7 protein-coding genes are annotated in these 14,092 nt (G+C 74.8%); all 7 read right to left on the bottom strand.

Going from position 1 to position 14,092, the window contains the following annotated elements:
* Positions 1-5: 5 nt before the first annotated feature.
* The 7 genes from ACFZDI_RS31390 to ACFZDI_RS31360 are packed head-to-tail and all read right to left on the bottom strand — an operon-like array spanning position 6 to position 13,517.
* On the bottom strand, positions 6-1,328 hold the full coding sequence (locus ACFZDI_RS31390) for a protein phosphatase 2C domain-containing protein (RefSeq protein WP_391255167.1): 1,323 nt from the start codon (positions 1,326-1,328) through the stop codon (positions 6-8).
* Positions 1,325-2,254, bottom strand: coding sequence for a hypothetical protein (locus ACFZDI_RS31385; protein WP_391255165.1), 930 nt, complete (start codon positions 2,252-2,254; stop codon positions 1,325-1,327). Before ACFZDI_RS31385 ends, ACFZDI_RS31390 begins: the two co-directional genes overlap by 4 nt.
* A complete protein-coding gene (locus tag ACFZDI_RS31380) occupies positions 2,247-4,364 on the bottom strand; it encodes a hypothetical protein (protein WP_391255162.1) in 2,118 nt (705 codons plus the stop codon). The genes ACFZDI_RS31385 and ACFZDI_RS31380 overlap by 8 nt, the downstream gene beginning before the upstream one ends.
* Positions 4,364-8,296, bottom strand: coding sequence for a hypothetical protein (locus tag ACFZDI_RS31375; RefSeq protein ID WP_391255159.1), 3,933 nt, complete (start codon positions 8,294-8,296; stop codon positions 4,364-4,366). The genes ACFZDI_RS31380 and ACFZDI_RS31375 overlap by 1 nt, the downstream gene beginning before the upstream one ends.
* Entirely contained in the window at positions 8,293-10,878 is a 2,586-nt protein-coding gene (locus tag ACFZDI_RS31370) for a dynamin family protein (protein WP_391255157.1), read from the bottom strand. The genes ACFZDI_RS31375 and ACFZDI_RS31370 overlap by 4 nt, the downstream gene beginning before the upstream one ends.
* 60 nt (positions 10,879-10,938) lie before the next feature.
* Positions 10,939-11,520, bottom strand: a complete 582-nt coding sequence (locus tag ACFZDI_RS31365) for a hypothetical protein (protein WP_391255154.1) — start codon at positions 11,518-11,520, stop codon at positions 10,939-10,941.
* Entirely contained in the window at positions 11,517-13,517 is a 2,001-nt protein-coding gene (locus ACFZDI_RS31360) for a hypothetical protein (RefSeq protein ID WP_391255152.1), read from the bottom strand. The genes ACFZDI_RS31365 and ACFZDI_RS31360 overlap by 4 nt, the downstream gene beginning before the upstream one ends.
* Between the last annotated feature and the right edge of the window lie 575 nt (positions 13,518-14,092).

Here is a 14,092-nt window from a genome sequence, read left to right as displayed (position 1 = left end):
CGCCCTCACGACCGGGGGGCGGCTCCCTCTCCCCGCAGGGCGGCGGCGTGCCCGTGGTCCCACAGACAGACCAGACTGCGATCGCCCCCGTCGTCACGGATGTCGGCGTTGACGTCGGAGAGGAAGGACGTCAGGAACGGCTGACGGCCGTGCCAGCGGCGGGCGTACCAGTCCGCCACCTCCTCCTGGTCCAACAGCCGGGCCATGGCCCCGGACGCCAGGAGCAGGACGTCACCGGACCGCGTGACGACCCGCTGCCAGACCAGGTCCGATCCGTCCTCCGCGACGGCGGGCAGCGAGCGGCCGGCCAGGGCGGCATCGGGCGTCAGGAGCGGCGTCCAGCGCGGCGCGCCCTCCGCTCCGTCCCCCGCGCGCAGCCGCAGCAGCCGGGCGTCGCCCACCCCGAAGACGAGGTGCTGCCGTTCCCGGTGGTCGCCCAGCTGGGACAGCAACCCGTAGAGGGAGGTCGCCACCTGGGCGTCCTCGCTGGCGTGCACCACTCCCGCGGTGTTCGCCCGGCCCACCAGGCGCACGGAGTTGGCCACCCCTGCCAGGACGGTCCGAAGGGCGGATGTCACCGACGCGTCGTCACCCTCACCGAAGGGGCCGTCGCGGAACGGCGAGGTGCCGGACGACAGCTGGGTGACCAGGGCCCGGCAGGCCGCGGTGGCGGCGGACTGGGACAGCGGAGCGTGGGGCGCTCCGGGCGCGACGGCGCTCAGCAGAACCGGGGAGCCGGAGCCGTCCACCAGCCGTAACTGCACTGCGTCCCGGCGGTGTTCACGGTCCTCGCGGTGACGTCGGCCGCGTACCGAGGCGGCCCGGACGACCACGGGCCCGAGGTCGGCCCCGTCGACGACGCTGTCCGCGGCCGCGTCCCGGCCGAGCGGCAGTTCACGCGGAACCGCCGGGGACGCCGCCCGCGCGGTCGGCGGCACGGCGTCGTCCGTCTCCCGCAGCCGCGCCTCCAGGAGCCGCACCTTTGCCTCGGCGTCGGCCCGAGCCGCCCGCACCGCCGCCAGCTCCTTCTGCGTGTCGGCTTGTTCCGCCACCGCCTGTTCGGCCCTGGCCTCGGCCGACCGCTGCGCGGCCCGCGCCAGTTCCAGGCTGTTCCCGCTCTCGCCGACGGTGCCCACCAGCCCGGCCCGCTCGGTCTGCCACTGCTCCCGCTGCCTCGCAAGCTCGGCGTCGAACGCGGCCTGCTGTGCGGCGCGCTCGGCCTGGGCGGCACGCCGCAGCACGCGTTCCCGGGCCCGCAGCCGCAGCGCCAGCAGCGCGAGGCTCAGCACGCTGACCGACAGGAGGACCCCGAGCACCAGCGTCGTCATGAGACTTCTCCGTCTCTCACGTCCGGCCCGGCCGCATCGGCCGTGTCCTGTCCCGCGCCGGGCGGGGAACTGATGCCGGGGAGTGTGTTCGTGTCGGGCAAGGCACCACCGTCCGGCGAGGAACCGGCAGTCACAGGGCCGGCCGGCCATCCGTCGAGCAGCCGTGACAGCCGCCGGGCGGGCCGGCCGCCGGCCCGCGCCTGCAACCGCAGCCAGCTGTCGGCGGCGGTCACCGCGACCGGCTCGGCGGCGGTCACGTCCCGGGCCGTCGCGTCCAGGAGCCGCAGCGCCCGCGCCAACCGGGTCCGCGTCACGGCGGCCGTCAGGGCGTGGCGTCCGTCAAGCGCCGGGACCAGTTCCTCGCGCAGCAGCACGTCGAGCCCGGCCCGCTGCGGCCGGGTGAGGGCCCAGCGGGGGACGACGGCCCGGACCGCGACGGTGTGCCAGGGCCGCGGCCACGACCAGAGGCGGTCGGCGTTCCATCCCGCCACGGAGTCCAGGCCGAGCCCGTCCCAGTCGTCCTCGGCGACCACGACCACCGACGCCCTCGGAGCGCCCGGGCGCACCAAGACCTCGGACAGGTGGGCATCCGGGACGTCCGAGTCGCCTCCGCCCGCTCCGGCGACGGACGGTGTCCGCTCGTCGCGGACCACGTGCAGCAGCAGGTGACCGTCCACCGGCCGCGCGTCCAGCCGTACGACGTCGGGCGGGAGGCCGCGGTGCAGCGCCGCCGCCAGCGGGCGGATCGCCGGCTCCGGCCCGCTGAGCGCGACCCGCAGCCGCGGGGCATGTCCCGCCGCCAGCACCGTCAGGTCCTCGGCGAGGGCCGGGCTCAGCCCGCACGCCCGCGCCAGCGGCAGCTCGGCGAGCGCGGACACCGCATTCAGCAGCCGACCGGACCGGTCGGCGCCCGAACGGCTAGCCACGTCCGACCCCGCGGACGATCCGGCCCTTGCGCAGACACCGGGGGGTGCCCTCCTCGTCCGCGGCCATCAGGGGCGGTGCGACCAGCCACTGGACCGGCGGGGAGACACGGTCGCAGACGTCCGGCTGCTCGAAGCAGTCCTTGCTGCGGGGACCGGTGAACAGCCGGGTCAGCTCGTCCGGGTCGACCACGGCCCGGCGGCCCGCCCAACCGGCGGGGTGCACCAGCTCCGCGGCCAGTGCGAGGCGCCAGCTCCACCACCAGCTTCCCCGCAGGGCCGGGGCGTGGTGGTGGAAGCCCAGCACCGCGTCCAGGGAGTGCAGCCAGGCCACGGCGGTCTGGGCGTCCTCCGGCCCGGCCCACGTCCAGCCCGGCACGGGTTCCGGGTACACGCTGGCCAGCAGCGCGAGCTGATGGACCGCTTGCTTGCGGAAGTCCTCGCGCACCCAGGGGACCCAGCGCCGCTTCCGGGCGTCCGGCCAGCGGCCCAGCCCGGCGTCGAGCGCGAGTAGCCCGTCCGCCTGCCAGATCCGGAGCAGCGCCGTCAGCAGCAGGTCGTCGTCCTGGGGGGAGGAGAGCAACACCGCGAGCCGGTCCTGGGACCCGCCCTCCGCCTCGGCCCGGGCCGACGCCAACAGCGCCGTGACCTCTGCCCGTTCGTCCACCGTGAGGTCGGCCCAGCGCGGGACGTCCGTGCGCAGCCGCAGCTCCTCGACCCCGTACTCGGGCAGCGCCGGGACCGCGACCACGGTCTGGCCGGGACCGGCCGGCTGCCCGGGCCCCGGCTCTCCGGGCGCGATGTCGCCCGGATCGAGACCGCACCGCCGCGCCAGCGCGGCCAGCGCCTCGGCCTCCCCGAGCCGGTCCGGCTCGGTCAGCCGCAAAAGCGCGATATGGACGCGGGACCACAGGGCACCGGCGTCCGCGTCGGCGGGCGGCTCCTCGGTGCCGAAGGCGAAGGCGGGGTCGCGGTACCGGTCCCAGATCAGGTCCGCCGAGAGCCGCAGCCCGGCGTGGAAGCGGGCCCGCCGGGCCTCCTGCCGTGCGCTCTCCGCCCGGACCGCCTCGGCCTCGGCCTCCTTCCGGTACCGCTCCTCGAGCTCGGCCTCCGCCCGTGCCTGCCGCACGCGTTCCTCCGCGGCGGCACGCGCCTCGCGTTGTTCCGCCGCTGTGCGCCCGGCCGCCTCGGCCTCGGCCTGCGCGGTCTTCGCCGCCCGCCCGACCTCTGCGGCCTCCCGACGGGCCTCGGCCTCCCGCTGCCGGGCCTCCTCGGCCCGCGCCCGGGCCCCGTCCGTCTCCCGCCGGTGTGTCTCGGCTTCGTCCTGCGCCTGCCGGGCCTCCTCCTGGGCGGTCCGTGCCTGCCCGTCCGCCTGTCGGGCTTCCTGCTGTGCGCTGCGCCTGGCTTCCTGGGCGGCCAGGGCCTTTTCGCGTGCGGTGCGGGTGCGCTCCCGGGCGGCCTGGGCCTCCTCCAGGGCGGTCCGCGTCTCCTCCTGGGCGGCCCGTGCCCGCTCCTCCTCCTGGCGGGCGTCCTCCCGGGCGTTCCGGGCGTCCTCCTGTGCCGTGCGGGTCAGCTCGTGTGCTTCCTCGGCCGCCTGTTCGGCGGTGTCGACGTCCTGCTCGGCGGCCCGCGTCGCGGCCTCCGCGGCCGCCTTCTTCTCCCAGGCCCGGTGGGCAGCGAGCCGCGCCCTGGCTGTGGCGTGCGCGGCCTCCTGTGCGGCCTCCGCGGCCTCCTGTGCGTACCGGACCGCCGCCGACGCGTCGTCGACGCCCGAAGGCGCCCACGGGGCCGGTGCCGTCCGGCCCCGCGCCCCCGTGGCCACGGCGGCGGTGCGCACGGCACGGTCCAGGTCCCGCAGCAGGTCCTGCACCACCGGGGCCGCGTCGTCGTCCACCCGGGTCAGCTCGGTCCCCAGCCGCTGGACCAGCAGGGTCAGTCCGTCGAGCAGCGGACCGGCGGCGGAGGAACGGGTCCGGAGGACCTCGTCGGCCGTACCGGCGAAATCGGCCAGACTGTGGCGAGCCTCGTCGAGGCACGCCTCCGGGCCGTCGGCGGGGGCGTCGGCGGGGGCGTCGGCGGAGTCGGTGCCGGACCGGTGCTGTTCGTTCGCCATCAGTGCTCCCCGCTGTCGGGGTCCCAGCCGGACTGGTACTCACGGGCGGTGATCTCCATGGGCACGCAGTACACCCAGCCCGGCCGCTGCTCGGCCTCCACGAAGCTCTCCGCCTCCGGCATCCGCAGGGCACCGCGGTGCAGCCGGAGCTCCCCCCGGGCGTCCAGCGTGACGCGCACCGGGCTCGACTGCGCGTGCGGGTTCGCCGCCGGCACCGGGAGTTTGTCGAGGAACACAGGATCACCGCCGCCGGGATCACGGACGTAGAAGTAGAGGAACTCCGTCGCGTGGGCCTGCTCGCTGAGGTGCAGTTCGGCGATCCGGCCAGGCGTGGGCTCGACCAGCGGGTCGGGGCGCGCGCCCAGGTGGAACAGGTCCGGGAAGTACGTCAGCAGCGGCGCTCCCGCTTCGCCCTCCTCGGCCGGGAAGACGTCGCGCAGCACACAACCGGGGCTGCCCCACGCTTCCGACGCCGCGCAGATGTCCCCCGGCACCCGGACCATCGGCTGGTGCGCGGCGAAGCGCAGTCCGGCGCGGTTGTTGAGCGCGAGCGCGCCGCGCCCGTCCGTCGTGGGGTCGTCGGGGAGCCAGTAGTGCTGGCGGGGGCCGTGCCGGAACTCGGCCGTCAGATTGAGCCGTTCGTCCACTCGGATGCGGAACCGCATCTCGGCGCCGTGGTCGAAGTCCCATGCGGGAGAGGACAGGTCGCATCCGGCCCGGCGGGCCCGGTTCTCCACCTCCAGGATCCCCCACGGGATGGGACTGCTCCCCGCCCGGGGGCGGATCACGCTGGGCGTGCGCACCACCGGACGCCAAGGGCTCGCGAGGCCCAGGGAGCCGTCCGGGCCCAGCTGCTCGAACGGCGTCCCGGAGCTGAACAGCTCGACGCCCATGGCGGCCAGGCCTTGCAGCACGAAGTCGCACGGCAGGCAGCTGAAAAGACCCTGCGTGACGATCGACAGCTCCGAGTGGATCAGACCGCCGGAGCCCGTGCCGAACGCCCCGACCCGGCCGCGCACCCGGTGCAGCCAGGCCGCCCCCAGGGACGTCGCCTGTTTGGCGAGGAACCCGGTCTCGACTTCCAGCCGTTCGGGATTCCACTCCACCTTGCGGGTGACCTTGCCGTGCAGGTGGTCGGCCCGCCGCAGGGCGTGGTTCACCGCCCGGCGCACCGCCGCCATGGTGCTGCTGCGCCCCGCGAGGACCACCTGGTCGAGGTACGGTGCCGCGTCGGTGGCACCGCTCCCGCCGGCCCGCCCGGCGCGGTCGCCGGCGTGGGCACTCATCCGCCGGAAGGCGTCCGAGACCAGTCCCGCCGCCATCTCGGCCGCCTGCCGAACGAACGGTTCGATCAGGTCGCGGAACTCGTCCTGGGAGAAGACGACGGGGCCGGCGAGGCCTTTCAGCGGCTCGAAGCGCTGGCGCAGATCGGCCAGTTCGTCCTCGGTGAGGCCGGTGTCCCCGTTCTCCTCGCCGAGCGCCCGCTTGACCCGCTCGGCCAGCCGCCACAACGTGCTGAAGCCGGCCTCCCGCTGCTGTGCCTCCTCCGCGTCCTCGAGATCGCGCCCCAGCTCGCGCCAGTGAGTCGGAAGCTCACGGCGCAGCAGCTCGCGGACCTCGCTGCTCACCAGGTGTTCGCGGTGCCCGCCGGCCTGTCGCGCGACCCGGGCGGACAGCGGCTCGCCGGTGTGGTCCGGGTCGCCCCGGCCCACCTTGTCGAGCAGCGTGGCCTTCACCCAGTACAGGACGAGCAGGGTCAGCAGGTCGCCGCCGAGCTGGCCGTGCCCGATCGTGCCGAGGATGCGCGGCTCCAGCATGTAGGCGCGGCCCGAGGTGAACCGGTCCGCCGGATCGAGGGCGGGGGTGAGGTCGCGCAGGACCAGGTCCAGCAGCGCGATGTCGGTGGTGCCGCCGCCGATGTCCACGACCAGCATGATGCTGCGCCAGGTATCGGGCTCGCCGGGCACGGGCCGGGAAGCGGCGCGCAGGGCCTCCAGGCCCACGTCCAGGTTCGCGGTGAGGTCCCGCATCACGAAGTAGAGGCCGGCCGCCAGGCCCTCGTCGATGAGGAGTTCGACGTGCGGCACCGACAGCCCGCGCTGCACCAGTTCCACCAACTGGGTCCGGGCCGCGGGGGTGGCCGAGGTGGGGAAGGTCAGCAGGACAGCGCTCAGGTGCCCGGGGGTGCCCGTGTCCTCCCCGTGGGCGACCCGCTCGGCCCGGTCTGCCAGAAGGTGGTAGACGTGCTGGGCCAGGTGCACCGGGGTCGGACCCTGCTCCGACGCCCGGCCGCCGGGCGTGGTGAGCAGCTTCCGCTTGATGCCGGTGATGCCCTCGGTCTCCTCCGGGGTCAGCTCGAAGGCGAGGCCCCGGGCCCGGGACACCCCCGGACGGTCCTGATTGCCGTGCACCTCACGCAGCGAGGTGGCGGGCGCCCGGGTGGGGGTGGTGCCCTGGCCGTAACCGAACTCGACCGCCGCGAGCTGGTGCAGGTCGAGCGCGGGCGTGCGCACGGTCGCGGTCACCACCCGGTGGAGCTGCTCGACCAGCCAGTCCCGCAGTTCCTGCTCCTCCGCCGTCGCGCGGACCTCCTCCACCCACAGCAGCACCCTGGTGGCCACCGCCAGGTTGTCCAACTGCGTCAGCGCCTCGGAGCCGCCCAGCGTGCGGCCCGACGGACCGCCGATCTCCAGCTGCCCTGCACGCAGGGCCTCCAGAGCGCTTCTCCAGGCCCGCGGGGCGTCGTCCGGCGGGGCCGTCAGCGCGGACAGCTGCCGGGCGAGGGCGGCGGCCTGATGCGCGTCCACCTGTCCGCCGGTGTGCGCCCGGCCCAGCAGGGTGACCGTGGACGCGGTGGTGCCGAAGTCGACGGCCGCAGCCAGCCCCTCGACCCAGCGTTCGGGCTTGCGCAGCACCAGGTACTCGGCCGAGTGCGGTCGGGGCGCGGGAGCGGGCAGCCCGGGCGGCCACAGCCGCAGCACGGCGGAGGCATGGGCGGTGCCCTGTGTGGTGGGCCCGGTGTACTGCACACGCCAGCTCACGGTGACCGACAGGGGCCGCGTGTCCCGGCCGGACGCCGTGGCCGAGCCGTGGGGATGCACCGCGAACAGCGGCAGCCGCGCCCCGTGCGAGATCCGCCGCGGCCCGTCCACCGGGAACGTGCCGTGCCCGCCGGCCGACCACGACCGGGCGAGCGCGTTGGTGAGCAGCCCCGGCAGCCGTTCGCCCTCCGGCTGCTGGACCTCCACCTGAGCCGGCAGATGTGCCGTCAGATGGGCGGGTGGACCGACAAGTTCCAGCAGGACGTCGGGCAGGAGGTAGCCGTCGGCGTCCGGGACCAGGATGAAGGCGGCGGCACCGTCGGGTACGACCTGCGCGGCCGCGGGCGGTGTCGCCGGAGGCGACGGGGGCGCGGGCGGTGACTGCGACGCCGTGTGCGGGTGGGGGGCGACGGGGGCGCGGCCCCGGGGGTCGCCGTGGTGGCCGGAGCCGGGCGCCGTCCCGTTCCGTGCCGGCCCGTTCTGCGCCGGACCGGGGCCGCCGGGACTGTGGTCCTGGACCGGGCCGGGGCCGGTGGGGGTGCGGTCCAGGGGCTGGCCCGGCTGCAGCGGGACGCGCGGGGCCGGGCCGACGGACGGCCCTTGGTGCGCTCCGGAAGCCGGACCCTGTGGGGTGTCGGACGGCCGCCGGGGCGAGGCGGGTGCTTCGGGCCACCCCGGCGCCTGCCGCTGCCCGGTTTCCTGCCGTGGCCGCCCCGCATCCTGCCGTCCCCGCTCCTGCTGCCCCCCGGCCGTCGCCGGGTTCCGCCGCTCGGCGGCCTGCTGCCATGCCGAGGCGAGGGCCTCGCGGCTCTCCTCGGACAGCGCGCCCGGGTCGGGCAGCCGCCCCTCGTCGGGCAGGGCGAACGTGATGCGCAGTGTGCTGTCGCTCATTTCTCTCCCCCGCTTCCCCGCTCACCGTTGAGCCACGTGCGGATCAGGTCGTCGATGGTGGGCCCCCGGCCGGCGTCGTCCTCGGCCTGGGGTGCGCGCCCGCTCTCGGCCCTGTCCGGTGCCTTCCGGCTCACCGGGGGCCGGAAGGCGTCGTGGTCGAGGAGCGACTCACGGGCCCCGTCGAAGGTGTCCCGGAAGACCTGCAGCACTCGGCGCAGCAACCCCTGCAACTGGGTCGAGACCTGGCCCGCGGCAGCGTCCGCGACCGCCGCGCGCATCTGCAGCACGGCGAGCGGATGGCGGCTGCGTTCGTCGGCCTCGGTGTCGCCGTTGTCGCTCTCGGCGTGCCAGGGCAGCGCATGACCGGGCTGCATCGGGAAGGCGTGGGCCGGTTCGGCGGCCGTCGACTCCAGGAACGCCGGCGCGTTCTCGGTGACGTACTCCACCAGGGCGTCCACGTCCAGGTCCTCGATCAGGTCGTCGAGGATCTGCGGGTTGTGCAGTCGCCGTGTGTACAGCTCGGGCAGGAGCAACGCCGACTCCTCGTCGGAGTCCAGCCACTCGCGCAGCGGGCCGATCTCGGCGGACCAGTAGCCGCGCCATTCCTCGAGCCACCGGTCCAGCTCGTGGAGGTCGAGGGCACGCTGGTCGGCGAGGACCCGTTCGAAGAGCTGCTGGAAGACGGTGGTGTCGTCGGCGGTCGGCCGGGGCCGGGGGCGACGTTTGCGCGGGGAGAGCGGATCGGTCTCGGCGGGCCGGCCGTGTGGCACCAGGTGGTCGGGGCTGCGCAGGGCCCGCTGCACGAGCTGTTCCCACCAGTGGGCCCCGTAGACCGCGGCGCGCACGGTGGCCCTGGAGGTCTCGACGTCCGGAGGGACGGGGGACTCGGGCCGCTTCGACAGGCCTGTGTCGTCGAGGAGTTCGATGTCGTCGAGGATGCGCCCGATCAGCTTGCCCAGCTCGCGGAAACGGGCCGCCGCCTCCCGGTAGGCGGCGGCCTCGGGGGGCTCGTCGCGCGGTGCGGCGCGCCGGTAGGCCCGCAGTGCGAGGTCCAGGTCGCGCTGGGCGGAGTGCGCCCGCTCCAGCCGGTGGGCGTCCCCGTGCCGGGCCAGGTGCCGCTCGACACCGCGGCGGATCGCATCGAGGCCGCCGGCCTCCTCGTAGGCGCGCAGCCGCTGGGGCCAGCGGCTGTCCGGCCGGTCCTGCTCCAGGTGGGCGGCGAACTCGTGCCACGTGGGCCGGTGGATGTCCGCCAGCCGCTCGGCGGCGTCACGGATCACGTCCCGGGTCTGCTCCGAGGCCCGTTCCCAGGGCTGCTGTTCGAGCAGCAGGCCGTTGACGGCCGAGGCGAGGAAGATCTGCTCACGGTTGTCGCCCTGCCCGGTGATCTTGGGGGCGAAGGCCTCCAGGCTGTTGAGGGAGTCCACCCGGCCGAGCCCGGCGCCACCCGGCTGTCCGGCGTCCAGCGCAGGTACCACGATCCGGTCGAACTGGTTGGCCACCAGCAGCGCTGCCGTGCCGAGGGCCTCCTGACTGCGTCCGTCGGCGGCCAGCATCTGCCAGAAGTCGAGCGCGATGTCCGACGGCAGATGGTGTGCCGGCAGCACCAGCAGGATCGAGTGGATGTCCTGCAGTGCCTGCCGGCTGAGATTGCGGTCCCGCCCGAAGGAGCCGACCGCGCCGACGCCCGGGAAGTCCAGGAACTGCACGTCCCGCCCGCTCAGCAGATCGCCCAGAGGCCAGAACGCCGGATCCACCTCGACGACCTGCTCGACCCGCTCCACCAGCGGGAAGCAGTCGGACAGCGCCGCCCCGCCGGCCGTGACGCCCTCGCGGGTGATCGTGAGCTTGCGCGGAGCCGGAGCGGTGTCCGGCGTGGCCGAGGCGACGGGGAGCTCCAGCACCCTGCGCACGGCATCGGTGCCGAGTTCCACCGGCTCGGATCCCAGCAGGCCCTGCTGGCCCTGCTCCGCGTCGCGGATACGCAGCAGCTCAAGGGCGGCGTCGCGGAAGCGCGAGGAGATCAGGTCGGCTTCGACGCGCTGCAGCCGGGGTATCTGCTCCCCCCACAGACACCGGTACCAGGCGAGGAACGGCTGCCATCCCTGCGGACCGCCGATCAGGTCGACGCCGCCGAGCACCTCGCCTGCCTTCAGCTGCGGCAGCTGCTCGTCGAGCAGGCGTGCCAACTCCCGGGTGATCTCCCGGACGCACGAGGCGAGCCGGTCCCGGGTCATGAAGTGGATCTTCGATGTGTCCTCGAGGCGGGTGCCCGTCCCCGCCGTGCCCTCGCGCAGCCGCAGCACGGTGATGTTGCCGGTGGCGGGACGCTCCTCCACGGGAAGCAGGTCGGGGCGGCCCAGCAGCGCGCCCAGCAGCAAAGACTTGCCGACGGTGAATTCCCCGACGACGGCGAGCGATATGGGTGCCGCTACCCGCGCCGCGAGTTTCGCGGCGGCCCGTGCCAGAGTCTCCCGGGCGGCCTCCTCCTCCGGCGTCTGCGGCGGGCCGAGCGCTTCGAGAAACGCCACGACGTCCCGGACATACTCCTCGAGTTCACTGAGCGACAGACGACGTGCCAATGGATCCCCCCTGGTGATCGTGAACAGCCGGATACTGGCCGGCGGTGCGCCGGACTCGGCCTAGGCGCGGACGAAGAAGAGTTCGAGACGGACGGTGTTCCGGGTGCCGCCGCCATCGTGGTAGGGACGGATCAGCTTGGGATCGTCCTCGGGGAAGAACGCCGGGTCGTAGGAGCGCACCCGCGGGGCGATCTCGTCGGCCAGCCGCTGGCTGTGGGAGAGGTCGATGCCGCGGCAGGACGGGCAGGATGCCGCGACTCCCCACACCAGTACCAGTGCGGCGTGCCGTCCCTCGAACCTGGCCGTCTGCCGCCGGACTTCACGCTCGACGTGCGCGAGGGCCCGCGGCTCGTGAGCCAGCACGCCGACGACGTCCACGTTCCGCACGGTGATCGACTCGCTGTGCGGGTCCAGGCCCGGCGCAGCGGCGGATGCCGGGGGAGTGGTGGTGGCGGACGGCGAGGACGAGGCCGATGAGGTGGAGGAAGGAGCGGCGGACGGCGAGGGGCAGCCCGGGCACGGCGGTGTGCCGCCGTCCTTCGAGGACTGGCCGCCCAGCACGACGATGACGAGCATCAGCAGCAGATCGGCGAAGAGCCAGCCGGAAGCCTGGGCGAGCGACAGCCCGCGCGGCCTTTTCACGCCGCTCCCGTCGGGCGCGGACCTGGCACGGGCGCGGCCTGACCTCCCGGCGGCGGTTGCCCGGCCGATGGTTCCGCCGTGGCCTGGGGCGGGGAGGCCGCTGCGGCGGGGCGAGGCGCCGCTGGGGACTGCGCCGCCGGAGCCGGAGCCGGAGCCGGAGCCGGAGCCGGGGCTGGAGCCGGAGCCGGGGCTGGAGCCGGAGCCGGGGCTGGAGCCGGAGCCGGGGCTGGAGCCGGAGCCGGGGCTGGAGCCGGGGCTGGAGCCGGAGCCGGGGCTGGAGCCGGAGCCGGGGCTGGAGCCGGAGCCGGAGCCGGAACTGATGGAGTCGGAGTCTGAGCTGGAGCCGGAGGCGCAGCTGGAGTCGGTGGGCCGGCCTGTGCGTGGCGGTCCGCCCATGCGTCCAGGAGCCGCTCGTGGCGCTCGCGCACCTGGTCGAGCAGGGCCAGTTCCTCACGCAGGGCGTCGGTGCGCAGCCGGTGGTTCTCCCGGTCGCGTGCGCGCACGCTCTCCTCGTGCCGCTCCCGCTCCGTCAGCCGTTCCGCGTGCTCCTCGACGTGCCGCAGCAGGGTGACGAGTACGGTGCGGGACTCCGCCGCCGAGGCCAGCAGCCGTTGCTCGGAGGCGAGATGCCGTTCCTGTGCGGCCCGGTTCGCCACCTCCTGGCGGGCCAGCGCCTGCGCCGTCGCCGCGGCGAGCGCCTCGCCCGCCTGGCGCACCTCCGCGTGGAGGGAGGCCGCGAGCGCCGTGACCGCGGTCTCGTAGGCGAGGCCGACGTGGTCGGCACCCGCGCCCGCCGCCGCCTCCAGCGACCCCGGCAGCACCGCCACGCTCCGCGTCAGCCCGGACGCGGACTCCCGCAACTCCAGGGCCGCACCCGCCAGCGCGTCGCGCCCCTGCGCGAGAACCGTCCGTACCTCGTCCGTCTGCCGCCCGGCCTGCGCCTCGAGCCCCGCAACGGCCTGCGCCATCACCTCCGCGTACCGGTCGGACGCGGCTGTCGTCGCCTCGGTGAGATGTCCGGACGCCGTTGTCACCGCCTCGACGATCCGCCGCGCGGCCTCCTCCGCGGCGGCCACCATGCCGGTGGTGAGCGTGGCCGTCGAGGCCTGGACCGCCTCCCCGAAGCCGTCCGCGCCGCGGCTCAGGTGTCCGGCGGCCGCGGCCGCCTCCCGGCAGGCGGCCGCGACCAAGGTCACCGCCTCGCGCAGCGCGATCGCCGACGCGTCCATGGTCCGGGTCGCCGTGGCCGCCTCCGCGGATGCGGCCACGGCCTGGCCCAGCAGCTTCTGCGAGAGTTCCCCCGCGCGGTCCGACAGCCCCAGCAGCGCCCGTAACTCCGCGGCCGCCCCCTGCAACTCGTCGGTGAACCGGCGGGGCTCGGTGTGGGCCGCCGCCACCGCCGCCGCCTCGACCCGGGCCAGTGCGTGGGCCAGCCGCAGCAGCAGTGCCCGGTCCTGCTCGTCGGCTCGGTGCTGCGTGCTCCGCGAGGCCAGCGTCACGGCCACCACCAGCACCAGCAGGGTGATGGTGTACCAGACCAGGGCGTCGAACCGGAGAAGGCCGGGGAGGTGGCCGTCGAAACCCTGCTGCCACATCTCCAGGAAGGTGCCCCGCAGCCGCGCCGACGGGTCCTGTCGCGCCTCGTGGTAGGCGTACATGGCCAGACCGAGGCCGGACCAGGTCAGGACCAGCGGCGCGTACACCAGCACGGCGGTGGCGGAGCCCAGCCGCCGCGCCCATGCGGCCGCGCCCGCCGTCCGCGGGGCCAGGGCGCCCTCGCCCGCGTAGGCGGCGACCAGCCCGCCGCCGGACCAGGCGGCAAGGCCCTCCCCGTGCTCGACGGCCACGGCGAGTCGTTCCAGCGTGGCCCGCTGGAAGGCGAGTTGTGGTTCGTCGGCCAGCAGTCGTAACTCGATGTGAAGGTCGGGCTGCCCGACCGCGTCCTCCTCGCCGGGCAGGGCCCCCGTCGCACCGCGCTGCTCCGCTTCCACAGACATCGACATCCCCCCTCACGTCTGAGGGCCGCGGAGGCAGCCCGAACAGACGTGCACCTGCCGAGACGGCCGGCGACTCGGCGTGCAGCGGGAACACTGTACGGAAGTCGGCCTGCCAACTGTGTCGTTTTCGTGAAGCATTCCACGAAACGAACAGGGCTTCCATACCCCGCTTTCTCACCCCTTTATCCGCCAAGTGCACTGTTGTGCCGTGAAGTTACGATCCGTCATGCAGTGCCCATAGCTCGCGACAGTCCTCGCTGCGGTCTTGAGTCCGGGGTGGCCCCGCTCCCGGATGCCGTTGCGCCTGTTGTGCGTGCGGGCAGGGGCGTAAGAGGCGCGTCAAAGGTTCGGGGGTCGCCGTAAGGGACTCGTCAACGGGCGACGGGGTGCGCGGTCAGGAGCGAGGTTCTCTCTGCCTGTCCGATGCTTTCCGAACCTCTTCCAGGGGGCCGCGAGGGCCGATCCGGCCTTCCTCGTCACCATCGTCGCGGGATTCGCGCTGATGGCCTCGTCGCCAAGGGAGTGACGAAGCTGTGACCGCCGAGAACGTCGTCGGTCTGGTCGTGGCCGTCGCC

The organism is Streptomyces sp. NPDC007907, assembly GCF_042959365.1.
Classification (GTDB): domain Bacteria; phylum Actinomycetota; class Actinomycetes; order Streptomycetales; family Streptomycetaceae; genus Streptomyces; species Streptomyces indiaensis.
This window is presented reverse-complemented; position numbering and strand designations above follow the sequence as displayed.

Coding starts and splice junctions, on each gene's coding strand:
- ACFZDI_RS31390 (WP_391255167.1), bottom strand. CDS start 1,328: ATGACGACGCTGGTGCTCGGGGTCCTCCTGTCGGTCAGCGTGCTGAGC.
- ACFZDI_RS31380 (WP_391255162.1), bottom strand. CDS start 4,364: ATGGCGAACGAACAGCACCGGTCCGGCACCGACTCCGCCGACGCCCCC.
- ACFZDI_RS31375 (WP_391255159.1), bottom strand. CDS start 8,296: ATGAGCGACAGCACACTGCGCATCACGTTCGCCCTGCCCGACGAGGGG.
- ACFZDI_RS31360 (WP_391255152.1), bottom strand. CDS start 13,517: ATGTCTGTGGAAGCGGAGCAGCGCGGTGCGACGGGGGCCCTGCCCGGC.